Annotated in this window: 24 protein-coding genes, 1 tRNA gene and 1 pseudogene; 14 read left to right on the top strand and 12 right to left on the bottom strand. The window is 64.9% G+C overall.

The window, feature by feature from the left end; all coding sequences use genetic code 11:
* Window positions 1-45: 45 nt before the first annotated feature.
* From ACVISU_RS20630 to ACVISU_RS20605, 6 genes are all read left to right on the top strand, one after another.
* Complete coding sequence (locus tag ACVISU_RS20630; RefSeq protein ID WP_456708132.1) at window positions 46-1431, top strand: cytochrome P450; 1386 nt, start codon at window positions 46-48, stop codon at window positions 1429-1431.
* A 41-nt stretch (window positions 1432-1472) separates the two neighbouring features.
* Window positions 1473-2882 carry a DUF5939 domain-containing protein gene (locus ACVISU_RS20625; protein WP_456708131.1) on the top strand — a complete coding sequence of 470 codons (1410 nt, stop codon included), beginning with the start codon at window positions 1473-1475 and terminating at the stop codon, window positions 2880-2882.
* Between the two features lie 170 nt (window positions 2883-3052).
* The gene (locus ACVISU_RS20620) at window positions 3053-3556 is read left to right on the top strand and encodes a tellurite resistance TerB family protein (RefSeq protein WP_456708130.1); all 504 of its coding nucleotides are present in this window, start codon (window positions 3053-3055) and stop codon (window positions 3554-3556) included.
* Between the two features lie 211 nt (window positions 3557-3767).
* Window positions 3768-4547: an SDR family NAD(P)-dependent oxidoreductase gene (locus tag ACVISU_RS20615; RefSeq protein WP_456708129.1), complete on the top strand. Its 780-nt coding sequence runs from the start codon at window positions 3768-3770 to the stop codon at window positions 4545-4547.
* Window positions 4548-4698: 151 nt separating this feature from the next.
* Window positions 4699-5514, top strand: coding sequence for a glutamine amidotransferase (locus ACVISU_RS20610; protein WP_050400786.1), 816 nt, complete (start codon window positions 4699-4701; stop codon window positions 5512-5514).
* A gap of 139 nt (window positions 5515-5653) precedes the next feature.
* Window positions 5654-6463 (top strand): enoyl-CoA hydratase, encoded by an 810-nt coding sequence (locus ACVISU_RS20605; RefSeq protein ID WP_456708128.1) that lies wholly within the window; start codon window positions 5654-5656, stop codon window positions 6461-6463.
* Window positions 6464-6581: 118 nt separating this feature from the next.
* Here the strand turns inward: ACVISU_RS20605 and ACVISU_RS20600 are convergent.
* Window positions 6582-6657, bottom strand: a tRNA-Ala gene (locus ACVISU_RS20600).
* A gap of 296 nt (window positions 6658-6953) precedes the next feature.
* Here ACVISU_RS20600 and ACVISU_RS20595 point away from each other — a divergent pair.
* Genes ACVISU_RS20595 through folD form a run of 3 tightly spaced genes read left to right on the top strand, consistent with a single transcriptional unit; the run spans window position 6954 to window position 8482 of the window.
* Entirely contained in the window at window positions 6954-7244 is a 291-nt protein-coding gene (locus tag ACVISU_RS20595; protein ID WP_021078230.1) for a YggT family protein, read from the top strand.
* 16 nt (window positions 7245-7260) lie between these two features.
* On the top strand, window positions 7261-7596 hold the full coding sequence (locus ACVISU_RS20590) for a DUF167 domain-containing protein (RefSeq protein WP_456708127.1): 336 nt from the start codon (window positions 7261-7263) through the stop codon (window positions 7594-7596).
* 1 nt (window position 7597) lies between these two features.
* Window positions 7598-8482 carry a bifunctional methylenetetrahydrofolate dehydrogenase/methenyltetrahydrofolate cyclohydrolase FolD gene (folD, locus tag ACVISU_RS20585; protein WP_456708126.1) on the top strand — a complete coding sequence of 295 codons (885 nt, stop codon included), beginning with the start codon at window positions 7598-7600 and terminating at the stop codon, window positions 8480-8482.
* 134 nt (window positions 8483-8616) lie between these two features.
* Here folD and ppa read toward each other — a convergent pair whose 3' ends face one another.
* Both ppa and ACVISU_RS20575 read right to left on the bottom strand, forming a co-directional pair.
* Window positions 8617-9147 (bottom strand): inorganic diphosphatase, encoded by a 531-nt coding sequence (gene ppa / locus ACVISU_RS20580; protein WP_024583161.1) that lies wholly within the window; start codon window positions 9145-9147, stop codon window positions 8617-8619.
* A gap of 165 nt (window positions 9148-9312) precedes the next feature.
* On the bottom strand, window positions 9313-9822 hold the full coding sequence (locus tag ACVISU_RS20575) for a GNAT family N-acetyltransferase (RefSeq protein ID WP_050400790.1): 510 nt from the start codon (window positions 9820-9822) through the stop codon (window positions 9313-9315).
* A 361-nt stretch (window positions 9823-10183) separates the two neighbouring features.
* Between ACVISU_RS20575 and ACVISU_RS20570 the strand changes: the two genes are divergently transcribed.
* Genes ACVISU_RS20570 through ACVISU_RS20560 form a run of 3 tightly spaced genes read left to right on the top strand, consistent with a single transcriptional unit; the run spans window position 10184 to window position 12401 of the window.
* Window positions 10184-10651: a DUF2269 family protein gene (locus ACVISU_RS20570; protein WP_456708125.1), complete on the top strand. Its 468-nt coding sequence runs from the start codon at window positions 10184-10186 to the stop codon at window positions 10649-10651.
* Between the two features lie 17 nt (window positions 10652-10668).
* The gene (locus tag ACVISU_RS20565) at window positions 10669-11997 is read left to right on the top strand and encodes an SDR family oxidoreductase (protein WP_456708124.1); all 1329 of its coding nucleotides are present in this window, start codon (window positions 10669-10671) and stop codon (window positions 11995-11997) included.
* A complete protein-coding gene (locus ACVISU_RS20560) occupies window positions 11994-12401 on the top strand; it encodes a thiol-disulfide oxidoreductase DCC family protein (RefSeq protein WP_456708123.1) in 408 nt (135 codons plus the stop codon). The genes ACVISU_RS20565 and ACVISU_RS20560 overlap by 4 nt, the downstream gene beginning before the upstream one ends.
* A 101-nt stretch (window positions 12402-12502) precedes the next feature.
* On the opposite strand, the gene ACVISU_RS20555 is transcribed toward ACVISU_RS20560, so the two are convergent.
* From ACVISU_RS20555 to ACVISU_RS20525, 7 genes are all read right to left on the bottom strand, one after another.
* Window positions 12503-13750, bottom strand: coding sequence for a flavin monoamine oxidase family protein (locus ACVISU_RS20555; RefSeq protein ID WP_456708122.1), 1248 nt, complete (start codon window positions 13748-13750; stop codon window positions 12503-12505).
* Window positions 13751-13920: 170 nt separating this feature from the next.
* Complete coding sequence (typA, locus tag ACVISU_RS20550) at window positions 13921-15747, bottom strand: translational GTPase TypA (protein WP_050400796.1); 1827 nt, start codon at window positions 15745-15747, stop codon at window positions 13921-13923.
* Between the two features lie 282 nt (window positions 15748-16029).
* A complete protein-coding gene (locus ACVISU_RS20545; protein WP_456708121.1) occupies window positions 16030-16251 on the bottom strand; it encodes a hypothetical protein in 222 nt (73 codons plus the stop codon).
* The gene (locus ACVISU_RS20540; protein ID WP_456708120.1) at window positions 16248-16520 is read right to left on the bottom strand and encodes a hypothetical protein; all 273 of its coding nucleotides are present in this window, start codon (window positions 16518-16520) and stop codon (window positions 16248-16250) included. Before ACVISU_RS20540 ends, ACVISU_RS20545 begins: the two co-directional genes overlap by 4 nt.
* Window positions 16517-17962 (bottom strand): radical SAM protein, encoded by a 1446-nt coding sequence (locus tag ACVISU_RS20535; RefSeq protein ID WP_456708119.1) that lies wholly within the window; start codon window positions 17960-17962, stop codon window positions 16517-16519. The genes ACVISU_RS20540 and ACVISU_RS20535 overlap by 4 nt, the downstream gene beginning before the upstream one ends.
* Window positions 17943-18662, bottom strand: coding sequence for a prolipoprotein diacylglyceryl transferase (locus tag ACVISU_RS20530; RefSeq protein WP_456708118.1), 720 nt, complete (start codon window positions 18660-18662; stop codon window positions 17943-17945). The genes ACVISU_RS20535 and ACVISU_RS20530 overlap by 20 nt, the downstream gene beginning before the upstream one ends.
* Before the next feature lie 62 nt (window positions 18663-18724).
* The gene (locus ACVISU_RS20525; RefSeq protein WP_050400800.1) at window positions 18725-19489 is read right to left on the bottom strand and encodes a Crp/Fnr family transcriptional regulator; all 765 of its coding nucleotides are present in this window, start codon (window positions 19487-19489) and stop codon (window positions 18725-18727) included.
* A 199-nt stretch (window positions 19490-19688) separates the two neighbouring features.
* On the opposite strand from ACVISU_RS20525, the gene ACVISU_RS20520 reads away from it, so the two are divergent.
* Window positions 19689-20063, top strand: a complete 375-nt coding sequence (locus tag ACVISU_RS20520) for a response regulator (RefSeq protein WP_456708117.1) — start codon at window positions 19689-19691, stop codon at window positions 20061-20063.
* Between the two features lie 93 nt (window positions 20064-20156).
* Window positions 20157-21281 carry a hypothetical protein gene (locus tag ACVISU_RS20515; protein WP_456708116.1) on the top strand — a complete coding sequence of 375 codons (1125 nt, stop codon included), beginning with the start codon at window positions 20157-20159 and terminating at the stop codon, window positions 21279-21281.
* Between the two features lie 13 nt (window positions 21282-21294).
* On the opposite strand, the gene ACVISU_RS20510 is transcribed toward ACVISU_RS20515, so the two are convergent.
* Together ACVISU_RS20510 and ACVISU_RS20505 are read right to left on the bottom strand one after the other, a co-directional pair.
* Window positions 21295-22305 (bottom strand): N-acetylmuramoyl-L-alanine amidase, encoded by a 1011-nt coding sequence (locus tag ACVISU_RS20510; protein WP_456708115.1) that lies wholly within the window; start codon window positions 22303-22305, stop codon window positions 21295-21297.
* 147 nt (window positions 22306-22452) lie between these two features.
* Window positions 22453-23935, bottom strand: a pseudogene (locus ACVISU_RS20505) (alkaline phosphatase D family protein).
* Between the last annotated feature and the right edge of the window lie 181 nt (window positions 23936-24116).

The raw sequence follows: 24116 nt of genomic DNA, 5'->3' as shown, positions 1-24116 counted from the left end.
TCGCATGGCCGGATCGGCCGTTGCGTGAGGCAGGAAGCGAGGACCATGAGCATAGCCGAAGTCTACGACATCACGGTCACGCGGCGTCCCCTGGTCCCGCCGGCGCCGCCGCGCGCGCCCGAGGACATGACCGCGTTCCAGCGGATGCGGGTGATGCGCAACTCGCCGATCGAGACCTGGGGCCGGCGCGCCTATGAGGACGACATCGTCCAGGGCCGCTTCTTCAACCACTCGAGCTTCATCCTCAATACGCCGGATGCGATCCGCCATGTGCTGGTCGACAATTACGAGAACTACACCCGTACGCCCGCCGGCCTTCGCGTGCTGCGTCCGATGCTGGGCGAGGGATTGCTGATCGCCGAGGGCCGCGCCTGGAAACATCAGCGCCGCACGCTGGCGCCGGCGTTCACGCCGCGCGCGGTGACGACGCTGGTGCCGTACATGATCGCTGCGGTCGACGAGACCATCGCCAAGCTGAAGGCCGCGAGCGGCGGTCCGGTCGATCTGCGCGAGGTCATGCAGCGCATGACGTTGGAGATCGCCGGCCGCACCATGTTCTCGTTCGGCATGGATCGCCACGGCGCCGCACTGCGCGACTTCGTGATGGAGTATGGCGACACGCTGGCGCGGCCGCACATGCTGGATTTGGTGCTGCCGTTGAGCTGGCCGACCCCCCAGGATTTCCGGCGTGCCCGCTTCCGCAAGCGCTGGACCGCGTTCATCGGCATGCTGATGGCCGAGCGCCGCGCCGCCGGCAAGGACGACAACGCGCCGGCCCGCGACCTGTTCGACCTGATGGGTGCCGCGCGCGATCCCGAGACCGGCCAGGCCTTCTCCGACGCCCAGCTCGGTGACCAGGTCGCGACCATGATCCTGGCCGGCCATGAGACGACCGCGACCGCGCTGTTCTGGGCGCTCTACCTGCTGGCGCTCGATCCCGAGACCCAGGAACAGTTGGCGGCAGAAGTCAGGAGCGTGACGGCGTCAGGCGCGCTCGACATCGAGCGGTTGAAATTCACCCGCGCGGTGGTCGACGAAACCATGCGGCTTTATCCGCCGGCGTTCCTGATCGCGCGTGCGGCAGCCGGCCCCGACACCATTGCGGGCCGTCCGGTCAGGAAGCATGACGTAATCCTGATCGCGCCATGGCTGCTGCACCGGCATGAAAAGCTGTGGCGCGATCCTAACGCGTTCGTGCCGCAGCGTTTCATGACGGAGGCGCCGCCCGATCGCTTCGCCTATCTGCCGTTCGGTGTCGGTGCGCGGGTCTGCATCGGCGCGCATTTCGCGCTGGTCGAGGCGACGCTCGCGCTTGCGAAGATCATCGGCGCGTTCCGCGTCGCGCTGGCGGACAACGAGCCGGTGCTTCCGATCGGCGTGGTGACGACACAGCCGAACCGCTCCCCGGTGTTCACGATCAAGCCGCGCTGACCTTGCGCGGCTGTGTCTCAATGCTCATTTAGGGGCTGACCATGAGCGATACGCAAGCCCACTTCGCAGTCCTCAGGCAGACGGCCGATCCGGCCGTCGTCGACGCCATGCAGCAGCTGATCGCCGATGGCCACGATCGCGAGCTCAATCGCATCAACGTTCTGGATTTCTCGCGCCGTACCGGGCTCGACCAGGAGAAGGTGATCTCCGGCTTCCTGCATGCCTCCCGGCTCGGCCTGTTCGACATGAGCTGGAACGTGCTGTGTCCGGGCTGCGGCGGCGTCCTCGACGCCCACACCACGCTGAAGTCGCTGCGCCATGACGACTACAATTGCGCGCTGTGCGCGGCCGGCTACGAGGCTTCCGTCGACGAGCTGGTCGAGGTGGCCTTCACCGTCAGCCCGCGGGTCCGTCACATCGCCGCGCACGATCCCAACACGCTGCCGATCTGGGAATATTTCCGGCAGATATTCTGGAGTTCAGGGATCGAGTTCGACGAGAGCTCGGTGTCGACCCTGATCAACGAGGTCACGCTGGAGGGGCTCGAACTGCCGCCCGGCGAGAAGGCGATCCTGTCGCTCAATCTGCCCAATCAATTCGTCATCGTGTTCGAGCCGGTGACGCATTCGGCGCACTTTTTTGCCGTCGAGGGCGAGCCGACCACCGAGCGTCAGCAGTTCTCGATCGCGTTCAACAAGTCGCATGCGCCGACCGGCACCTCGACGATGCGGCCGGGGCCGCTGCGCCTCGCGCTGGAGAATCACGCCGACGTCCGCGTGCTGCCGTCGGTGTGGATCGCGGGCGATCCGCTGCACAAATTGCTCGGCAAGCGCAAGCCGATCCTCACCGCGAAGCGGATGCTGTCGAACCAGACTTTCCGCGACGTGTTCAAGGCCGACAACCTCACCGTCGACCAGCGGCTGAAGATCACCGCGCTGACCTTCCTGTTCACCGATCTGAAGGGCTCGACCGCGCTCTATGAGCGGGTTGGCGATCTCGCCGCGTTCGATCTGGTGCGCGCGCATTTCCACGCTTTGCTTGAGATCATCGCCTCCGAGCACGGCGCCGTCGTGAAGACGATCGGCGATGCCGTGATGGCGACCTTCATCCGGCCCGAGCATGCATTGTCGGCGGGCCTGCGCATGCGGGCCGCGATGAAGCAGCTCAACACCGAGCGCGGCAAGGAAGACCTGGTCGTCAAGATCGGCATCCATGAGGGGCCGTGCCTCGCGGTGACGCTCAACGATCGGCAGGATTACTTCGGACAGACCGTGAATATCGCAGCCAGGGTGCAGAGCCTGTCGACGTCGCAGGAAATCCATTTGACCCAGCCGGTCATGGAATCCGCAGAGGTCGCCGGCATCCTCGATCGCGCCGCGATCAAGCCGATCCAGAAGGAAGCGGCGCTGCGCGGCATTGCCGACAAGCTCGTGGTGTACGAGATACCGTAGTCATATTGCCGACACGTAATGCTTGCTGAAACGTAATGCCGCAGCGGGAACCCGCGCGGATTGCGTCGGCTCTGTTTCCACGCCATATAGATTTCAACGGCGCATGATCCGGAAGTGTCCCGGACCGATGCTCAAATCAAGCTTCCAGGCTTCATCCCACAGAGAGAGCGATGCTCGACGGACTCCGCCAATTCATTGCCGATATCGTCTCCCCCGATGCACAGGCCGACCGCAGCTTCGACGACAGCGATTATCGTCTGGCGGCGACTGCGCTCCTGGTGCATGTCGTGTCGCTCGATGGCGAGCCGACGCCGGCCGAAAAGCTCAAGCTGCACAGCCTGATCGAGAGCCGTTTCGGCCTCGATCCCGGCACCGCCGACAGGTTGATTGCCTCCGCGATGCGCGTCGAGGGCGAGGCGGTGGATCTCTATCACTTTACCAGCGTGATCATGCGCTCGGTGAATGAGGAGGGACGGCTGCGCATCGTCGAGATGATGTGGGAGCTGGTCTATGCCGACGGCCAGGTCAGCGAGTTCGAGGACAATGTGGTCTGGCGCGCTGCCGATCTGCTCGGCATTTCCTCACGCGACCGCATCGATCTCAAGCACCGGGTCGCCGAGAAGCAGGCGGAGCTGCCAAAGGGCCCCTGGGGCACGGCTGACACGGCTGCCTGACAGGCGGACGCCCCCTACCGGCATGGCGGATAACGAAATTTTAATGTCAGCCGCGATTGTGAGCGATCCGACTGAAAATTGGTCGTTTCGTCGCGAAACCAGCGTTCTGCCGCTATCCACAAGCCCATACGCGGCTTGCGTCACACCGCATGCCTATGCTCTCGTCGCCCCGTTGGGGACTTCACTAGAATTTGCAGTAAGAGTCTGAAACGTGACTGAGCGTGTGACGCTGATAACCGGGGCATCGGCGGGCATAGGCACCGAACTGGCGCGCGTGTTTGCATCGAATGGTCACCGCGTGGCGCTGGTGGCGCGGCGCGCCGATCGCCTGACAACGCTCGCCGACGAGCTCGGCGCCAAGGGTGGCGCGGCGCCGATCGTGATCCCCTGCGATCTGCAGCAGGCCGATGCGGGCGACCGGATCGCGCAGGCCCTGACCGAAGCCGGGGTCGAGGTCGAATATCTCGTCAATAATGCCGGTTTCGGCCTGTTCGGCCTCGCTGTGGAGCGCGACCGCGTCGAACAGCTCGACATCATCAATCTCAATATCCGCGCGCTGACCGACCTGACGTTGCGCTTTGCCGACCAGCTGATCCGCAACCGCGGCGGCATCCTCAATCTCGGCTCGATCGCCGGATTCCTGCCGGGCCCCGGCATGGCCGTGTACTATGCCAGCAAGGCCTATGTGCTGTCGTTTTCCGAGGCGCTGCGGTGTGAGCTGGCGCCGAAGGGCGTGCGCGTCACCGTGGTTTGCCCGGGTCCCGTGCCGTCCGAATTCCAGGACCGCGCCGGCTTTGCCCCCGGCTTCGATTCCGCCATCCTCAACGTCGCGCCGGCCGAGGTCGCCCGGCAGGCCTACCGCGGCCTGATGGCCAACAAGCGCGCCGTGCTGCCCGGCGCCTTCATCAAGCTGGTGCCGTTTCTGCTCCGGCTGTTTCCGCGCTCCTTCATCCTGACCGCGGTCGGCGGTTTTCAGCTGCGCAAGCGCTAGCTTCCCCCGGATCGCCGTTAAGCCTGTATCTGGCCCGCGAATTGCTTCGCACGGGTGTGCGCAAACTCACACGATGTTAACGACCACTTAGCTATGATCGTGCCTTACGTGCCGAAACTTTAAGCAGAGGCCAAACCTTCAAGCAGAGGCAATGTCGTTCCGGTCTGACCAGAGCCGTGTCGTGGTGCCCTTCGTGAGCCGAAGGCCGGCCGCGGTCACGCCCGAGGATCGAATCCGGGATCAGGCTTCGCTGCGGCCGGTGCTGGTCGTGCTGCACCAGGAGACGTCGACACCCGGCCGGATCGGCAATGCCCTGCGCGCGCTCGGCTACCCCCTCGACATCCGCCGTCCGCGTTTCGGCGACGCGCTGCCCGATACGCTCGACGCGCATGCCGGCGCGGTGATCTTCGGCGGCCCGATGAGCGCCAACGATCCCGACGATTATGTGCGGCGCGAGATTGACTGGATTTCAGTCCCGCTGCGCGAGCAGCGCCCGTTCCTCGGCATCTGCCTCGGCGCGCAGATGCTGGCGCGGCAACTCGGCGCCAAGGTCGCGCCGCATCCGCAAGGTCGCGTCGAGGTCGGCTATTACCCGATCAGGCCGACGGCGGCGGGCCGCGCTTTGTGCCCGGACTGGCCGGCGCGGGTCTATCACTGGCATGGCGAGGGCTTTCAATTGCCCGCCGGCGCGGACCTGCTCGCGGCGGGCGATGATTTTCCGGTGCAGGCGTTCCGGATCGGCAACGCCTTCGGCCTGCAATTCCATCCCGACGTGACCTACGCGATGATGCATCGCTGGACTACGCGCGGCTGCGCGCGAATGGATTCGCCGGGCGCGCAGCCGGGCCATCTGCACTTCGCCGAGCGCGCCGTGCACGATGCCGCCGAGCGCGCGTGGCTGAAGCATTTCGTCGACGGCTGGATCGCGCGCGTGCCGCGGCCGGTGATGCTGCAGGCCGCCGAATAGCCGCCGCGCGGAATTTCGCGCCGCAGACGACACGGCTTTTCATTTTCGCTTCCGTGCTAATCTCGTACAGGCTGCGCGCGCCGTCGCGTAGTCGCGCGAACACAAGACAACAAAACAAACACAGCACAGGGAGATCGCCGTGAGCTACCAACACATCCTCTATGAGGTCAGCGAGCGGATCGCGACCATCACGCTCAACCGCCCCGACCGCATGAATGCGTGGACCGCGATCATGGAGCGCGACGTGCGCCACGCGATGGAGACTGCAGCGAACGACGACAATGTTCGCGTCATCGTGCTGACCGGCGCGGGCCGCGGTTTCTGCGCCGGCGCCGACATGGAAGCGCTGCAGGGGATCGATCCTAACGAGGTCCGGCGCGGCGAGAGCATTCCGTTCGACATGAACCGGCGCGCCGACTGGCAGACCCGCTACGCCTATTACCCTGCGATCAAGAAGCCGGTGATCGCGATGCTCAACGGCGCCACCGCCGGCATCGGCCTGGTCCACGCGCTGTATTGCGATCTGCGCTTCGCGGCCGACAGCGCGGTGTTCACCACAGCCTTCGCACGGCGCGGCCTGATCGCCGAGCACGGCATCAGCTGGATGCTGCCGCGCATCATAGGTCACGCCAATGCGCTCGATCTTTTGATGTCGGCACGGCGCGTGTCGGCTGCGGAGGCGCTGCGCATCGGCCTCGTCAACCGGCTCGCTTCGCCGGAGAAGCTGCGCGAGGAAACTTATGCCTATGCCCGCGATCTCGCCGATTTCGTCTCGCCGAGCGCGATCGCCGTGATCAAGCGCCAAGTCTACGACGTGCCGTTCCAGACGCTGGCAGAGGCCACCATCGATGCCAACCGCGAGATGCAGATCGCGCTGAAGAGCAATGATTTCAAGGAAGGCGTGGCGAGTTTTGTTGAGAAGCGGCCGCCGAGGTTTACGGGTACGTGAGGGGGAGGGAGCCTGGTGGTGAACCGGTCCGTCTCCGCCCTTTGGGCTTCGCCGGACACCACGCTTCGCCCTTCGGGCTTCGCGCGGCTGCGCCACGCGTCGCCCGAAGGGCGAAGCGTGGTGGAGCCAGGCGGGATCGAACCGCCGACCTCGTCATTGCGAACGACGCGCTCTCCCAGCTGAGCTATGGCCCCATTGCGGCCGGGTGTTGCTGAGTATCCCGGCCGTCAGTCGGGCGCCATTTACAGTCCCGCCCAAGGCCAAGTCAAGAACGCTGAAACGACGGTTTTCAGCCTTTCCCGCCGGGAACTTCCCTTGTTTGCGGGGGGATGAACCGATATTTAGAGCATGATCCGGACCCGGCGGGCCGCGCCAGCAACAAGTGCGTCGCGGTTTTCCGAAAAGATCCTGCTCAACAAGAAGCGCGCTGTTGGCCCAGTCCGGTCTCGTTGCGCTTCATTTGGTCGTCCCACCCGCGAGCCCCCATCATATGCGCGCTGTTCTCGACATCGTCATCATCGTCCTCGACCTCTATGTCTGGCTCTTGATCGCCTCCGCCATCCTGTCCTGGCTGGTGGCTTTCAACGTCGTCAACACGCGCAACCAGTTCGTCTCCGCGGTGGCCGAGTTCCTGTACCGGATCACCGAGCCGGTGCTGCGGCCGATTCGCAACGTGATGCCGAATCTGGGCGGGCTCGATATCTCGCCGATCATCGTGATCCTGATCATCATGTTCATCCAGCGGGTGATCGCCTATTACATCTATCCCAACGTGATCTGATCCTGCGCGAGGGCCGATGGATCCCTGGCGTTACTCCAGCGAGGGCATCAGCATCGCGTTGCGCGTGACCCCGCGCGGCGGCCGCGACGACATCGACGGGATCGAGACGCTGGCCAACGGCCGTTCGGTGGTGAAAGTGCGGGGCCGCGCCATCGCCGAGGGCGGCGAGGCCAACCGCGCGGTGACCGAACTGCTGGCCAAGGCGCTCGGCGTACCCAAGGCCAGGGTGAAGCTGTTGTCCGGCGCCACGTCGCGGCTGAAGCAGGTGGCGGTCGACGGCGACCCGAAGGGGCTCGGCGAAACATTGCGGAAGTTGACGGCGGCCAAGCCGAACCAGGAAACGAAGGACTGACATGACTGCCCGCATCATCGACGGAAAAGCCATCGCCGCCGAGCTCAGAGCCCGCGTCGCCGACGAGGTCGCCCGCGTCAAGCGCGACCATGCGCTCACGCCGGGGCTCGCGGTCGTGCTGGTCGGCCATGATCCGGCCAGCGAGGTCTATGTTCGCAGCAAGCACACCCAGACCCAGGCCGCCGGCATGGCCTCGTTTGAGCACAAGCTGCCGGAGGACGTGTCGCAGGCCGATCTGCTGGCGCTGATCGCACAGCTCAACCGCGATCCGAAGGTGCATGGCATCCTGGTGCAGCTGCCGCTGCCGAAAACGCTGCACACCGAAACCATCATCAACGCGATCGACCCGGCCAAGGACGTCGACGGCCTGCATCCGAACAATGCCGGCCGGCTCGCCGGCGGCCTCGCCGCGCTGTCGCCCTGCACGCCGCTCGGCTGCATCATCCTGACCAAGAGCGTGCATGCCTCGCTCGAGGGCATGAATGCGATCGTGATCGGCCGCTCCAATCTGGTCGGCCGTCCGCTGGTGCAATTGCTGCTGAACGAGAATGCGACGGTGACGATCGCGCATTCGCGCTCGCGCGATCTGCCGAAGCTCTGCGCCCAGGCCGATCTGGTCTATGCCGCGGTCGGCCGTCCGGAGATGGTGCGTGGCGACTGGCTGAAGCCGGGCGCGACCGTGATCGATGTCGGTATCAACCGCATTCCGGTCGACGGCGGCAAGCCGAAGCTGGTCGGCGACGTCGCGTTCCAGGAAGCGCTTGGCGTCGCAGGCGCGATCACGCCGGTGCCCGGCGGCGTCGGGCAGATGACGGTCGCGTGCCTGTTGGTCAACACGCTGCGCGCCGCCTGTGCGATTGCCGGCCTGCCGGCGCCGGCGGTGTGAGTTAGCGGGGAAATCTCTCGGCCGTCATTGCGAGCGAAGCGAAGCAATCCATCGCCCAACGTTCGCGGAACCATGGATTGCTTCGTTGCTACGCTCCTCGCAACGACGGGGGAGTCAGACGGACCTCGGTCCTTCTACTTCTTCTTCGCGCGCTCGATGCCTTCGAGGATCAGCTTGCGGGCTTCCTCGGCGTCGCCCCAGCGCAGCACCTTCACCCACTTGCCCTTCTCGAGATCCTTGTAGTGCTCGAAGAAGTGCTGGATCTGCTGCAGCGTGATGTCGGGCAGGTCGCTGTAGTTGTGCACCTTGTCGTAGCGCTGGGTCAGCTTCGACGACGGCACCGCGATGATCTTCTCGTCACCGCCGGCCTCGTCCTCCATCAAGAGCACGCCGACCACGCGGACGCTCATCACGGCGCCCGGCACGATCGCGCGGGTGTTGACGATCAGCACGTCGCAGGGATCGCCGTCGCCCGACAGCGTATGCGGGATGAAGCCGTAATTTCCGGGATAGCGCATCGGCGTGTAGAGGAAGCGGTCCACCACCAGCGTGCCGGCCTCCTTGTCCATCTCGTACTTGATGGGCTCGCCGCCGACGGCAACCTCGATGATGACGTTGACGTCGTGGGGCGGGTTTTTTCCGATCGATATGGCGTCGATACGCATGGATTGCTCCGCGTGGCCTTTTGGAAGTTGAGAACGATGTGATTTTTTGGTTGGCGCCGCCAGGCCGCAAAACAGCACCAGGCCCGGCCTTGGGGCCGGGCTGGCCGTCGCGCGCAAACGCTCAGGCTGTTTAGCCTTGCTGCAGCTGCGAGAGAAGCGGGATTTTCAGTTGGCCCAGGCGAAAGCGACCTTGTCGAGCGACTTCGGCCCGAACCGCTCCGAGGAGCGCGCCACCATGCGGCCGCCCAGCGCGCGGTAGAACTCGGTCGCCGGCTCGTTGTCGGAGAGCGCCCAGATCACCATGGTCTTCAGGCCGCTCTGCAGCAGGTCGCGGCGAGCTGCGGCGAACAGGCGCCGGCCGAAGCCGAGGCCCTGGAATTCCGGCCGCAGATAGAGCTCGTAGATCTCGCCTTCGAAGTGCAGGCTGCGGGCACGGTTGCGGCCGTAATTGGCGTAGCCCGCGATCCGGTCGCCGAACACCAGCACGCTGACGCGGCTGCCCTTGCGGATGGCGCTGTCCCACCACTGCGGGCCACGTCGATTGATCAGCTTTTCGAGTTCGGCGCCGGGGATGATTCCCTGATACGCCGAGCGCCAGGCTTCGTCATGGGTAGACGCCACCGAGGCTGCGTCTGCAGCTTTGGCCGGCCGGACCTCGATTAGCGTTGTGCTCATGGACGTAATCAAAGCAAGTCGGAGGGCCGCCTTCAAGGTCCATCGTTAATTATCAGTTAACCTGTGGATTTTTTGCATCAGTGTCATGAAAACTTGTACCGAAAAAGGACACTCGCCCGGCTTGCGCGACCAATCGCCGATCCTAGCCTGTGCAAAGCGTCGATCGCGAGTTCTCTATGGCAATGTCGCAATTCGGGAAAACGCCGTTCGGAGCTGATTCGGTGTCGGAATTTGCGAATGAATCCAATTGCGACGGGGGTGCGTCGAGCGCGCCGCCGCAGTGGAATTTCGCGCGCGTCCGACCTATGGCAGCGGCGGTATTTGCGCGCACCGCGACCGGCCCGATCACGAGCGGACTGCAATGACGCTCTACTTCCTGATCAAATATCTGCATGTGCTCGGCGCCATCGTGATCCTCGGCACCGGGACCGGGATCGCCTTCTTCATGCTGGCGGCGCATCGCACGCACGATGCGGCTTTCATCGCGCGCACGGCGGCGACCGTCGTGATCGCGGACATGATCTTCACGCTGAGCGCCGTGCTGCTGCAGCCGGTGAGTGGCGGACTATTGATGATGCTGTCGGCGACAAGCCTGACCGAGCGCTGGCTGCTGGTTTCGCTGGCGCTCTACGCCCTGGCCGGCGTGTTCTGGGTTCCCGTCATCTTCATGCAGATCGAGATGCGCGACCTCGCGCAGGCGGCCGCCGAAAAAAGTCTGCCGCTGCCGCCGCGCTACTTTGTGCTGTTTCGCCGCTGGTTCCTGTTCGGGATTCCCGGCTTCGGATCGGTGATGATCATCCTGTGGCTGATGATCGCGAAGCCGTTTTGAAGCATGATCCTATTCCCATGAGTGACGATGTATCACACAACATCCTCGTGCTCGGCGCATCCGGCCTGATCGGACGCCACCTCACCGACGATCTGCGGGCGCGCGGCTTTCACGTGATCGGAATCGCGCGGCATTTCACGCCTGCGCAAAAGATGAGCGCGGCCGACCTCGAACTTCCCGTGATGTCGATGGATGCCGCCGCGCTGGCGCAGCTTGTCCGCACGCACGAGGTGGATGTCGTGGTGAACTGCCTCGGCGTGCTGCAGGATGGTCCGGGCAGCGACACAAGCGCGGTGCATCGCGACTTCGTGGCGCGGCTCCTGCAGGCTGTTAGGGACAGCCACCGTGCCATCCGTCTCGTTCACATTTCGATTCCCGGCACCGCCGAAGAGGATCGCACGGCCTTCAGCACCACCAAGCGCGAGGCCGAACGGCTGATCGCTGCATCCGGCGTTGCCTACGCGATCCTGCGCCCGGGTTTTGTCATCGCGCCGTCGGCCTATGGCGGCAGCGCCATGCTGCGCGCGCTTGCGGCGCTGCCGGTCGATCTGCCGGCTGAAGAGGCGGCGACGCCGTTTCAGCCGGTCGCGGTCGAGGATATCGCCGCCACCATCGCCTGGCTTGCGGCGCGCGATGTCACTGATGAAGCGGTGCGATCGGTGACATGGGATCTGATGCAGCCACAGCCGATCTCGCTCGGCGGCGTCATCGCCCGGTTCCGTTGGTCGTTCGGCACGGCGAAACATTTTCGACTTCCGACGCCGCCGTTCCTGATCGATCTCGGCGCCCGTCTCGGCGATCTCACGAGCCGCTTGGGGTGGATGCCGCCGCTGCGTTCCAATGCGATTGCCGAACTGCGCCGCGGCGTCACCGGCGATCCCGCGGCCTGGATCGACGCGACCGGCATCGTGCCGAAGACGATCGCGCAAGCCGTCGGCGGCCGCCCGGCGACCATTCAGGACAAATGGTTCGCGCGGCTGTTCCTGATCAAGGCGCTGATCTTCGCAAGCCTCGTGCTGTTCTGGGTTGCGTCCGGCTTCATCGCGCTGGTCATCTCCTATGACGCCGCCGCCGGCATGCTGAGCGCGCACCATTTCCCGCCTGCCCTGGTCGGGCCGGTGACGGTGCTGACCAGCCTGATGGACATGAGCATCGGTGTGCTGATCGCCTTCCGCCGCACCGCGGCGTTCGGTCTGGTTGCGGGCATCATTGCCTCGCTCGGCTACATGGCGGGATCTGCGATCCTGACGCCAGATCTCTGGATCGAGCCGCTCGGCGCGCTGGTGAAGACGGGGCCTGCGATAGTGTTGATGCTGGTCGCGCTGCTGATATTGGACAACCGATGAGCAAGTGGCCTGACGACGACGTGATCCTCTATGACGGCGTCTGCATCTTCTGCTCGCGCTGGGTCCGCTTCGTCGTCGCGCGCGACACGACGCGCCGCTTCCGCTTCACGCCGATCCAGTCCGGTTACGGCACCCGGCTGGCAAGGACCTTCGGCATCGACCCCGATGACCCCGACACCAACGGCGTGGTCCACGGCGGCATCGCCTGGATGAAGTCGGACGCGGCCCTGACGGTGCTGAGTCATCTCCCCGGCTGGGGCTGGACCCGCGTGCTGTTCGGCGTGCCAAAACCGCTGCGCGATGCGGTCTACAGCCTCATCGCACGCACCCGCTACAGGATCTTCGGGAGGTACGAGACGTGCTTCGTGCCGGATGCCGACATGCGGGTGAGGGTGCTGGAGTAATCCGCGCCGTCATTGCGAGGAGCGAAGCGACGAAGCAATCCATGCTTCGGTTATGCTGCGCGATGGATTGCTTCGTCGCTTCGCTCGCGATGACGATGCGGCTACTTGCGCGCCGCCTCCGACACCACTTCCTTCGCCGCCCGCTCCCCCGAGTCCCTTGCTCCATGCGCCGTCGAGAAGAAATGCGGTGACGTCGCCTCGCCGGCGAAGAACAGCCGGCCGTCGACCGGTGCGGCCAGCACGGCGCGCTTGTCGGCGTGGCCGGGCAGCGCGTGCGAGTAGGAGCCGCGGGCGAACGGGTCGTGGGCCCAGCGGGATTCGCTGAGCGGCGTCAGCTTGCGGCGGAAATCATTGCCGAGGAAGGAGACGATCTCGTCGATGCTGTGGGCGGCGATGGCGCCGTCGCCGGCATCTTCGAGCTGTTGCGCAAAACGGCCGCCGAAAAAGCCCTCGATGCAGGGCTGGCCGAACGGGCGGATGTGATAGGTGCCCATCTCGGTGCGCATGGTGGCGCCGCGCAGATTGCCTTCCCTTGGCAGCGCCTCGGGCTCGGCGAGCGCCAGCGTCACCTTGTCAGCAAGGCCGAGCGGCAGGCCGCGTGCGGCGTCGAGCTTGTCGGGCAGCGCAGGGACAAAGCGGATCGCCTCAATGGCGATCAGATTGGTCGGCACGGTGATGATCACCTTGTCCGCCTCCAGCACGCCGCGCGATGTCTCGATGCGCAGGCGCGGGCCTGCGTGATCGATCAGCCTGACCTCGCAGTTCAGCGCGACTGGAACCTGCGCGCCATAGGCCGCGATCAGCGCGCCATAGCCGCGCCGCACCCGCCAGTTGATGTTGGTATCCTCATAGGCGTCGACGTCGAGGATCGAGACCTGGTCGAGCTCGCAGCCATTCACATAGGTCGAGATCGCATCGATCATCGGGTTCCAGCGATTGCCGGGCTCGAGGTACAGATTGGCCGGGGAGTCCTTGCCTTGCTGAGCGGCCCGCTCGATTCGATCGTAGAAATCGTCGAGGGCCAGCGTGAAGTCATCGCGGTCGGCCAGCGGAAACGCCTCGCCGTAGGCCCGTTCGCGCCACGGCGGGAGGTCCTTGTTGAGCTCGAAGCCGAGCTGCTGGGCGATGCCGACAAAGCTGTTCTGGTCGGCCGAGTGCAGCCAGCCACAGCCGACGTCGAACACCACGTCGGGCGCGGCCTTGATCGTATGCGCGCGGCCGCCAAGACGGTCGCGGGCTTCCAGCACGATGGCGGAAAGGCCGCTGCCCTTCAGCGCATGCGCGGCGCCGAGGCCCGCAGCGCCGGCGCCGATGATGGCGACATTGACCGTGGAAGGGAGGGAACTCATGTCACGGCTCTAGCACGTCCGCCGCCGGGCCTGAAGCCGCCGCATGCATGACTGTCATCACCCGCGAAACCGGATGCGGGTGATCCCGTATTCCGGAGACAGCAGAGACTGAGCCGATCAGCCGCGGCGTACTGGGTGCCCCGGTCGAGCCGGGGCACGACAGATGAGGCTTACGCCACCGCTTCCTTGGCCTTTTCGGCGCGCTTGCGGTCGTTCGGATCGAGATGCTTCTTGCGCAGCCGGATCGACTTCGGCGTCACCTCGACGAGTTCGTCGTCCTCGATATAGGCGAGCGCCTTTTCCAAGGTCATCCGGATCGGCGGGGTCAGGCGCACCGCTTCGTCCTTCGAGGTGGTGCGGATGTTGGTGAGCTGCTTGCCCTTCAGCACGTTGATCTCGAGATCGTTGTCGCGGGTGTGCTCGCCGACGATCATGCCTTTGTAGACCTTCCAGCCCGGCTCGATCATCATCGGGCCGCGGTCTTCCAGCTTGAACATCGCATAGGCCACCGCTTCGCCCTGGTCGTTGGAGATCAGCACGCCGTTGCGGCGGCCCTGGATCTCGCCCTTGTAGGCGGCATAGCCGTGGAAGATGCGGTTCATGATCGCGGTGCCGCGGGTATCGGTGAGCAGTTCGCCCTGGTAGCCGATCAGGCCGCGGGTCGGCGCGTAGAACACCAGCCGCAGGCGGTTGCCGCCGGACGGCCGCATCTCGATCATCTCGGCCTTGCGCTCGCTCATCTTCTGCACGACGACGCCGGAATGCTCCTCGTCGACGTCGATCACGACCTCCTCGATCGGCTCCTGCCAGGCGCCGGTGGCCTCGTCCTTCTGCAGCACGACGCGCGGGCGCGACACCGAGAGCTCAAAGCCCTCGCGGCGCATGGTCTCGATCAGGATCGCGAGCTGCAATTCGCCGCGGCCGGAGACTTCCATGGAATCCTTGTCGGCGGCCTCGACGACGCGCAGCGCGACGTTGCCCTCGGCCTCGCGCATCAGGCGGTCGCGGATCATGCGCGAGGTCACCTTGTCGCCTTCGGTGCCGGCGAGCGGCGAGTTGTTGACGATGAACGACATCGACACCGTCGGCGGATCGATCGGCTGCGCCGGCAGCGGCGTCTCGACGCTGGGATCGCAGAAGGTGTCGGCGACGGTGCCCTTGGTGAGGCCCGCGATCGCGACGATGTCGCCGGCCTCGGCCTCTTCCAGCGGGGTGCGCTCGAGGCCGCGGAAGGCGAGGATCTTGGTCAGGCGGCCGGTTTCGATCAGCTTGCCGTCGGCGGACAGCACCTTGACCTGCTGGTTCGGCTTGATCGAGCCGGAGGAGATGCGGCCGGTGATGATGCGGCCGAGATAGGGGTTGGCTTCGAGGATGGTGCCGATCATGCGGAACGGACCTTCCTCGACCTTCGGCGGCTCGACATGACGTACGATCAGGTCGAACAGCGGCTGCATGCCGAGGTCCTTCGGGCCCTCCGGGCTCTCCGCCATCCAGCCCTGCTTGGCCGATCCGTACAGGATCGGGAAGTCGAGTTGCTCCTCGCTGGCGTCGAGCGCCGCGAACAGGTCGAACACCTCGTTGATGACTTCGGTCGGGCGCGCGTCGGGACGGTCGACCTTGTTGATCACTACGATCGGCTTGAGGCCGATCTTGAGCGCCTTCGACACCACGAACTTGGTCTGCGGCAGCGGACCCTCGGCGGCGTCGACCAGCACCAGCGCGCCGTCCACCATGTTGAGGATGCGCTCGACCTCACCGCCGAAATCGGCGTGGCCGGGGGTGTCGACGATGTTGACGCGGATGTCCTTCCACTGCACCGAGGCCGCCTTGGCCAGGATGGTGATGCCGCGCTCACGCTCCAGGTCGTTGGAGTCCATGGCGCGTTCGGTGACCTTCTGGTTCTCACGAAAGGTGCCGGATTGCTGCAGCAGGCGGTCGACGAGGGTGGTCTTGCCGTGGTCGACGTGGGCGATGATGGCGACGTTGCGAAGGTTCATGGCTCTTCTTCTGGTCGTGCAATGGTCAGATGCGCGATCTCGCCGGACCAGTTTGGCCGGCCGCTCGCTCGCGTGGCCCCTCAGGGGCCCGGATCACGCTCATACCCAAGAAATTTGACGGGGACGCATCACCCCAAAAAGGAAGCCCGGTCAGAGGACCGGGCACCTTGCGCGTTGCGGCGCAATATAGTCGGAAAACGTCAAAAAACAATGGTTTATTGGTCGTTTTGAGGGCCGATTTTCGCTCCGGAGGCTGGTTTTGATGGGCTTTTCGGGTGTGATTCAGCCTCGCTTCTGCGCACGCGCGAACACGACCAGCCCAAGCCCAACAAGCGTCACCAGCACCGAGACCCCGGTGAGCGGGTTGCCGGACCCGCCCAGGGTGACATTGAGGACCACACAGAGGGCGCCCGGGACCAGCAGCAGCACCCCGACGACCAGCATGAAAATCGTGCAGCCCGGCGGCAGTCTCGGTTCTCGTGGAGGCTGGTCCAGATTGCTCATGAGCTTCCCTTGATCGCGGCGCGGACCAGCATCACGCCGGCGAAGCCGACCGCGAGCCCGAGCAGGGCCAGGGAAAGTAGCGAGGGATCGGGGCGCGAATCGAAGACGGTGCTGCCCCCGATCAGGAGTGCACAGAGCCCGGGCAGCAGCAGGAACAACCCGAATAGCGCCATGAACGCGGTCGCACAGCCGCCGCGCCGTGGCGGAAGCGGCGGAGGCAGCGAGGGCGGAGATCCGTCCGGATTGATGGGCCGGCTCTCGTCGCTCATCGCGGCACCTCCTCGCTCTGCCGTGTCTCCCGGTAGGTCTGGCCGGCGAGCGCGGCGCGAATGCCGTCGATCTTTCCATCGCGGTAGAACAGGTTGTAGGTGTCGAACGGGATAATCGCACCGCTCTCGGTGACGAAGTGGATGCAGCTCCGCTTGACGTTGCCGACGCAGAAATTGAAGCGATCGAGAAACTGCACGATGGTGACGCGGAACACGTTCTCGTAGCTGAGGCCCTCCGGCACCTCGAAGCTCGGCAGGCAGCACAGCAACTCGCAGACCCGCTCTGAGGTGTTTGATGGTCCCGACGACAGCGAGAACAAATCGACGAACTTCTCGCGCAGCACCGGATATTTCTCCGGGCTGATCGTGTTCGGCATCACGGCGACGAGCTGCTCCTGCTGAAACAGCGAGGTCAGCGGCAGCACTTTCTCGCCGTTGCGCAGGCCGTAGCCGATCGAGATGCTCTCGGGATTGCATGGCAGCGGGATCATGTCCTTGTCGCCGAACACCCCGGTCTCGATCACGCGCTGGCGAATCTCCGACAGCATGATGCGGTCGGTGTCCTTGTTGAAATGCTCGTTGCGGCCGGCGTCCTGCACCGGCTGCAGCGTGACGCCGCGCACGCATTTCCATGTCAGCGCGTGGCGGACGATATCGCCGATCTCGGCATCGTTGACGCCGCGCTTGACGGTGGCGACCAGCGTGGTCGAGACGCCCGCGCGCTCGAGATTCTCCAACGCCTGCTGGCGGATCCTGCGCAGGTCCGCGCCGCGCAGATTGATCAGCGCCTCGCGCTTGAGCGAATCGAACTGCAGATAGACTTCCAGCCCGCGCTTGTTTTCGGCAAGCTTCGCCACGAAGTCCGGCTCGCGCGCGATCCTGAGGCCGTTGGTGTTGATCATGACGTGACGGATCGGGCGGGCCCGCACCGCATCCAGAATGGCGAAGAAATCCGGATGCAGCGTCGGCTCGCCGCCGGAGATCTGCACGAGGTCGGGCTCGCCCTCGCTCGCCACCAGCGCGTCGAGCATTGTCTCGATCTTGGCCAGCGGCGTGAAGCTGGTACGCGCCGGCGAGGAATCGGCAAAGCACACCGGGCAGGTCAGGTTGCAGTGCTCGGTGATCTCGATCAGCGCCAGGCAGGAGTGCTGCTCGTGGTCCGGGCACAGCCCGCAATCATAGGGACAGCCGAATTCGGTGTGGCGCTGGAAGGCGAGCGGCCGGTCGCCGGGCTTGATGAAATCCTTGCACAGCCGCCAATAGGCCGCATCGGTCGAGACCAGGGTCGATTGCACGCCGTGCTGCTTGCAGCGCTTCTCGTACCAGACCTCGTTGCCTGAGATCTGGATCTTGGTCGGAACCAGGGCCAGGCAGGTCTCGCACAATGATTGGGTCTGGCCCCAGAAGATGTAGGGGCGGGACTTACGCAGCGGCGCGTTCATGCTTCACCCTCACATTCGGCGCCGTCGTCAGCATGACGGCGGCATAGACCATGACAAACAGCGACAGCAGGTGGAACAGCGAGAACGGGCCGATCAGCGCGCCATAGGGCTTGATGAACTCCCACACGAAGCGCTGCAGGCCGTAGTAGAACAGCACGAGGTAGAATCCATTGGTGATGACAGTGGCGTTGCGGTTCAATACGGCCCAGACATAGAAGATCGCGAACGCCGTCATCGCCAGGCTCTCATAGAGCTGCACCGGATGGCGCCGGATGCCGTCGCCGAAATCGTGGCCCCAGGGCAGCGCGGTCGGCGTGCCATAGGTGAAATCCTCGAGCCCCGCGCAATAGCAGCCGAGCCGGCCGACCGCGACGCCGACCGCAAGCGGCAGCGCGAACCGCGCCCCGGTGCGCAGCGAGATGCCGTGCCGCCATTTGTAGAGCTCGATCGCGAGGATGCCGCCCGCCAGCGCGCCCTCGACCGAGCGGGCGATGCCGGACATGCCCGAGAACCACAGGTTCAGCGTGCCGAAGATGTAGGCGCCAATGCCGGCGCCGAACACCAGCGCGGCGATGTACGTCAGCTCGAAGGATTGCCGCGGGAATTGCAGCCCGCGCACCCGCGATAGCCACCACATCGCGATGGCGGCTGCGCACCATGCTGCAACGTCGAAAATGGCGTGAAGTCCAGCCCCGCTCATGCGGCGAGTGTAACGTGATTTTCGCGGTGGACGATAGCGGGTTCCCGATTGCGGCCGGCCGTCTAGTTCGCCGGGTTGTCTTCGCTTGGATACACCCCGCGCAGCACTTCCTCGAAGTGATCCTTCACCGCGTCATTGCACAGGCAGGAGCGCAGCTTGAGCTTGTCCGGGTCGCGGATCACGATCGCGCCGCGGCGCGTGTCCAGCACGCCCTCCGCCTTGAAGTTCTGGATCACGCGGCTGGTGTAGCTGCGGCCGACGCCGAGCAGGGTCGAGAGCTGCTCATGCGTCAGCGGCACCACACCGTTGCCGTCGGTGCGCTCCATCGCCGAGATGATCCATTTCGCGGCGCGCTGCTCGATCGAGTGGATCGCATTGCAAGCGGTCGCCTGGAAGATCTGCGCCAGCATGCAGTCGGCGTAGCGCGCGAAGATGTTGCGCACCGAGATCGACTTCAGCTTGGCGGCGTCGAGCTTGCTGATCGGCAGCCGCGCGAATGGCCCGCCGAACTTGACGGTGATGCGGGTGAAGGCCGGCAGGAATCCCTGGCTGACGATGCCGCCGACCGCGCCCTCGCGGCCGACCAGGATGGTCTCGACGTCGCGGCCGTCCTCGTTGGCCACCATGTAGGACGCAAGGCTGGGCCCACATGGGAAATGCACGATCTGGACGTCGTCGCCGGGATTGTAGAGCAGCTCGCCGGCCGCAGCATCGACCACCGCAAGGTGCGGTGCGATCAGCTCGTAGTCGGCGGCGTTCAGCCGGCGCAACAGGTTGTTGAACGGCCGGTCGTTCGTCCCGGCCAAATCGGTCCGTTTCGCAATCATTGGAAAATCCTGAAGACCCAACGCCGACCATAATTAAAAAGTTCCCGATTTTATGTGCACTAGTGAACAGACGCGGCCGCTCACGATGTGGTGGTTTCATTTCGGGAACAGCCGGCGTGCTTTCGGGCGCCGGTCGCGGGCCATCCGGCCGGACTGATCCGGTCTCTTATCCATCATCGAAGCAAATGGACACCGTGCCATGGAATCCGCTCCCAATGCCGGCATGCCCGGTGACGTCCTCGTGGTCGAGGACGATCCGATCATCTCGCTCTATTTCGAGGACGCCATCCTGGGCTTCGGCGCCCGGACGGTGCGCACCGCGGCGAACGTCGCCCGCGCGCTCGAATTGATCGCCGAGCGCGCGCCGGATTTCGCGCTGCTCGACGTCGGTCTCGTCCGGGGCGAGAAGACCTTCGCGATCGCCGAGCGGCTCGATGCATTGAAGGTGCCGTTCGCGTTCGTCACGGGCTACGGCGCCGATATCAGGCTGCCGGAATCGTTCGCCGGCAAGCTGCGGCTGACCAAGCCGTGTACGAGCGAGGCGCTCGAAGCCGCGCTGAGAAATGGGCACTGACCGATCGCCAGGCTTCGGCCTCGCCGGCGGCGCGTTCGTCGTCTACCATCCGGACTATCGGATTCGGCGACGCACAGGCATCGGGAAGCCGTCATGGCGATCAGGACGTCCGCCGCTGCGCGTGCAGCGGCGCTCTCGCTCGGGCTGCTCCTCGCGCCGCCGCTTGCCTGGACCGTCGTCGGTAGCTTGGTGTCTCCCGCGATTGCCGGGCCGGCCACGCTGACGAGCGAGCAATCGGCCGCGCTTAAGACTTACGACAATGCCCTGAAGGACTTCGTCTCGATCCTGCGCCAGCGACGGGCGCAGATCGATTCCCGTCAGCCGCTGCCCGACCTGCCGGGCCAGGCCGTTTACCTTGCGCGGGTCGAGATGATGAGCGCCTACAAGGATCTCACCGATGCGCTTCCGACCAGGATTGGAAGACCCAACAGATTCGGAATCCCTCCGGCCTATTTTGATGCCGACAATGAGCCGCTGCTCGATGAGTACAGGAAGCTGTTCGACGTGATGGAGGCGCCGCCTGCAAGCGCGCAGAGCTCCGGGACGCCGTTCGAGGACGTGGTCGATCTGGCGACGGTGATTGCGCGCGCCAGGGGTCTGGATGCCGCCGACGCTACTGTCGCCGGCCGGATCAGCCTCGGCCTGTTCTTTGCCGAGACGAACGGCAAGCAAAATGCCGGTAATGCGCGATCGAACACCTACAAGGGCAGCCTGCAGACCGGTCCGTCGGAGGATCGTAACGGTCGAAGGAAGTGGGCCGCGATCAAACCGTCGATCACGACGCTGGATCCTGCGCTGAGCCGTCGCGACGACAGGGAAGAGGCCCGGGCCGGCAACCTCGATCACCGGTTCAATCACTGGACCGCGGTGCGGGACGGCCTGATGAACGCGCACGCGGAGATTTTCCCGCAGGTCCCGGCGATCGCACGAGCCCTGCCCAATCCGATCGATCAGATGAAGCTGTTCGAGCTGATCCAGATCATTCCGACGCCGACCAGGGCCGCGCTCCGGTCGGGTAATCTGACGGGTTACAGGATCTCCGATCCCAGGATCATGGGATATCTGCGAAACAACAGCGTCTTTGCCTTCGGCCGAGCCGACCGGGCCCGAACGTCCGCGACCTTCCGCGAAATCCTCGACGCGATGTGGCTGTTCAACGCCAAGTTCGAACAGGCGCTGGCCAAATTCGCCGAGCTTAAGGCCGGCAAGCGGGAATGAGATCAGCGAGGCGTCAAAGCGGGCCGAGCAGCGCCCAGCGCGGATCGCAGAATTCCTTCACGGCAGAGGCGACGCCGCCGGCGATGATGTTGCGACGCTCGGGCGAGCCCATTGCGAGCTCTTCGTCGCGGTTGATGATCGAGCCGGCCTCGAGCAGGACCGCGGGCATCGCGGTCTTTCGCAGCACGATCAGCTCGTCATAGCTGTAGACGCCGGTGTCCTTGTTCAGCAGCGGGTGCTGGTCCTGACCCATGATGGGCAAACTATATTGCGCGGCATAGCGCAACCCCCCAGCCTTCATTTCCCTCGCGACCAGTTCGGCGAATCGAAGACTCGTCCTGAAGTCCGGATTCTCCCGCGAGACGAACACGGAGTAACCGCTGAAGCGGTCGCTGTAGTGGCTCTTCTTGCCCTCGAACTCCCAGTCCTCGAGCATCTTGTTGGGCACGGAGTCGTGGTGGATCGACAGCAGCAGATCCGCGTGCAGATTGTTGGCGCTCGCGACCCGCCTGAACAGGCTCGGCCGCGCCTTGCCTTCGGTCAGCAGCAGCCTGGTTTCGGCAAAGCCTTCGGCCTTCAGCTTTTCCTCGATCAGCTGCGCAAGGCGCCGGTTGAAGGTGAACTCGGCGACATTGCGCGCGCTGATCGCGCCCTCCGATTCGGCGGTATGTCCGACATCCAGCACGATCCGGAATGTTGTGGGATCGCATGCGGCCGCGGTCGGCTTGGCTGCGGATGGCGGCAGGGCGATCGGTCCAAGCGCGGCAAGCCGCGTGGCGCGAGGCTTTGATGGCGCGCGGTGCTTCGCCAATTTGGCGTACCTTGTCGATTGCCGCGCCGACTTCGCGTGCTTGGGCGATTTGGCTTGCTTGGATGAGGTCTTGAAGAGATCAGGAAGCCAGCCGGCATCGCCGGCCTTGATCGGCAGCAGCGCGAACACCGCGATCGCGACCACAATCAAGCGGCGAGGCCGAAACCTCGCGACGACGCCACCGAGCACGCGAAAGAATTCGCAGCGCCTCATGCTCCGCCCCTCCGGGCCCCCAGCATAACCGCTCTGATATCGGTACCGGAAGAGGCAGGTCGCGTCCATCCTCCGTCAATCGCGGCGCCCTTGCTTTCGGGGCAGGGGCGTCGAGGACAGGGGCGTCAGGTTCCGTCGTGGCCGCGACTACACCGGCTTCGGATCGAGCGTGATCGCCCACAGCTCGGCGTCGACGCGGTCACGCAGGCTCACCGTCATCTGCCCGCTCCTGCCGTCGATCTTGACGTGGCCGAAGAACTGCATGCCGGCCGACGGCGGCAGGTTCTGGTTGGCTTCGCCCGGCGCCTTGACGAACTTCACCTCGGGGCCAAACGTGTTGTCGAGCTCGTTCGGACCGAACGTGCCGGCATGCAGCGGGCCGGAGACGAATTCCCAGAACGGATCGAACTCCTGGAACTGGGCCTTGTTCGGGTTGTAGTAGTGCGCAGCCGCGTAGTGCACGTCGGCGGTCAGCCACACCGTGTTGACGATCCCCGCTGGTCTTGATGAAGCGCAGGATGTCGGCGATCTCGAGCTCGCGGCCGCGCGCCGGTCCGTCGCCCTGCGCGAAGGCTTCCGAGCCCTTCTTGTTGGTCGCATCGTCATAGACGATCAGCGACAGCGGCATGTCGGAGGCGATCACCTTCCAGGTGGCGCGCGAGTTGAGCAGCGCGCGCTTCAGCCAGGCCATCTGATCCGGGCCGATGAAATAGGCGTCGGGTCCGTAGGTCTCCTGCAGATTAGGACCGTTGGGGCCGCGATAGCTGCGCTCGTCGAGCATGAAGACGTCGAGATGCGGGCCGTAGCTCAGCGTGCGATAGACCCGGCCCGGCTCGACGATGCTCTCGCGCATCGGATACATCTCGTGGAAGGCCTTTGCCGCGCGCGCGGCCAGCACGGTGATGTCGCGCTCCTTGTAGGCCGCCGGCAGCTGCTTCGACAGCGACCAGTTGTTGGTCACCTCGTGGTCGTCCCACTGCACGAAGATCGGCACCTCGGCATTGAAGGCGCGCAGGTTGGAGTCGAGGAAATTGTATTTGTGCGCGGCGCGGTATTCGTCGAGCGTCTCGGCGACCTTGGCCTTCTCCGGGATCGTGATGTTCTTCCAGATCTTGCCGTCGGGCTGCTTCTGCTCGGCGGTGATGATGCCGTCGGCGTAGATGGTGTCGCCGGAATGCAGGAAGAAATCCGGGGCGTGCTTCTTCATCGCGGCAAAGGTGATCATGCCGCCGTCATCGGGGTTGATGCCCCAGCCCTGGCCGGCGACGTCGCCGCCCCACACGAACGAGACATCGCGACGGTCGCTCGGCGCGGTGCGGAAGCGGCCGACCACGGGCTCGCCGACCACGTCGATATGGGCGAGGTCGCGGAAGCGGACGCGATAGAAGATGTCCTGGCCCGAGGGCAGATTCTCCAGCAGCATCTTTGCGGTGAAGTCGCTCTCCGGCAGCGCCGTGATCGGCGGCAGCGCGCGGGCATTCTTGAACGAATCTGTCGTCGCGACCTCGACCATCATCTGCGACGGCCGGTCCGCACGCGCCCATACCACGCCGCCGTCGACGCCGACATCGCCGGACTGCACGCCATGGGTGATCACCGGGCGATCGGCGGCGCGTGACAGGTAGGGCATCGCGATCACGCCGGCGCCGGCCGCAGCAGCCGTCGAGAGAAAGCGTCGGCGGGTCAGATTTCGCGAGAACCGGATCGTCATGGGGAGCCTCCTTAAGGTCACAGCGACAATGCGCCGCGGGCGAGGACAGACCTAGAAAAATTCCATGACGGTGAGATTACAGGGGTGGGTGCGCGGGATG

Source organism: Bradyrhizobium sp. USDA 4452 (assembly GCF_054063575.1).
Note: the sequence above shows the minus strand (reverse complement) of the source record. Positions and strands in the feature narration are given on the sequence as shown.

Coding starts and splice junctions, on each gene's coding strand:
- ACVISU_RS20515 (WP_456708116.1), top strand. CDS start 20,157: ATGGCGATCAGGACGTCCGCCGCTGCGCGTGCAGCGGCGCTCTCGCTC.
- ACVISU_RS20590 (WP_456708127.1), top strand. CDS start 7,261: ATGGATCCCTGGCGTTACTCCAGCGAGGGCATCAGCATCGCGTTGCGC.
- ACVISU_RS20630 (WP_456708132.1), top strand. CDS start 46: ATGAGCATAGCCGAAGTCTACGACATCACGGTCACGCGGCGTCCCCTG.
- typA (WP_050400796.1), bottom strand. CDS start 15,747: ATGAACCTTCGCAACGTCGCCATCATCGCCCACGTCGACCACGGCAAG.
- ACVISU_RS20610 (WP_050400786.1), top strand. CDS start 4,699: ATGTCGTTCCGGTCTGACCAGAGCCGTGTCGTGGTGCCCTTCGTGAGC.
- ACVISU_RS20555 (WP_456708122.1), bottom strand. CDS start 13,750: ATGAGTTCCCTCCCTTCCACGGTCAATGTCGCCATCATCGGCGCCGGC.
- ACVISU_RS20530 (WP_456708118.1), bottom strand. CDS start 18,662: ATGAGCGGGGCTGGACTTCACGCCATTTTCGACGTTGCAGCATGGTGC.
- ACVISU_RS20595 (WP_021078230.1), top strand. CDS start 6,954: ATGCGCGCTGTTCTCGACATCGTCATCATCGTCCTCGACCTCTATGTC.
- ACVISU_RS20625 (WP_456708131.1), top strand. CDS start 1,473: ATGAGCGATACGCAAGCCCACTTCGCAGTCCTCAGGCAGACGGCCGAT.
- folD (WP_456708126.1), top strand. CDS start 7,598: ATGACTGCCCGCATCATCGACGGAAAAGCCATCGCCGCCGAGCTCAGA.
- ACVISU_RS20570 (WP_456708125.1), top strand. CDS start 10,184: ATGACGCTCTACTTCCTGATCAAATATCTGCATGTGCTCGGCGCCATC.
- ACVISU_RS20620 (WP_456708130.1), top strand. CDS start 3,053: ATGCTCGACGGACTCCGCCAATTCATTGCCGATATCGTCTCCCCCGAT.
- ACVISU_RS20575 (WP_050400790.1), bottom strand. CDS start 9,822: ATGAGCACAACGCTAATCGAGGTCCGGCCGGCCAAAGCTGCAGACGCA.
- ACVISU_RS20565 (WP_456708124.1), top strand. CDS start 10,669: ATGAGTGACGATGTATCACACAACATCCTCGTGCTCGGCGCATCCGGC.
- ppa (WP_024583161.1), bottom strand. CDS start 9,147: ATGCGTATCGACGCCATATCGATCGGAAAAAACCCGCCCCACGACGTC.
- ACVISU_RS20525 (WP_050400800.1), bottom strand. CDS start 19,489: ATGATTGCGAAACGGACCGATTTGGCCGGGACGAACGACCGGCCGTTC.
- ACVISU_RS20540 (WP_456708120.1), bottom strand. CDS start 16,520: ATGAGCGACGAGAGCCGGCCCATCAATCCGGACGGATCTCCGCCCTCG.
- ACVISU_RS20545 (WP_456708121.1), bottom strand. CDS start 16,251: ATGAGCAATCTGGACCAGCCTCCACGAGAACCGAGACTGCCGCCGGGC.
- ACVISU_RS20535 (WP_456708119.1), bottom strand. CDS start 17,962: ATGAACGCGCCGCTGCGTAAGTCCCGCCCCTACATCTTCTGGGGCCAG.
- ACVISU_RS20560 (WP_456708123.1), top strand. CDS start 11,994: ATGAGCAAGTGGCCTGACGACGACGTGATCCTCTATGACGGCGTCTGC.
- ACVISU_RS20510 (WP_456708115.1), bottom strand. CDS start 22,305: ATGAGGCGCTGCGAATTCTTTCGCGTGCTCGGTGGCGTCGTCGCGAGG.
- ACVISU_RS20520 (WP_456708117.1), top strand. CDS start 19,689: ATGGAATCCGCTCCCAATGCCGGCATGCCCGGTGACGTCCTCGTGGTC.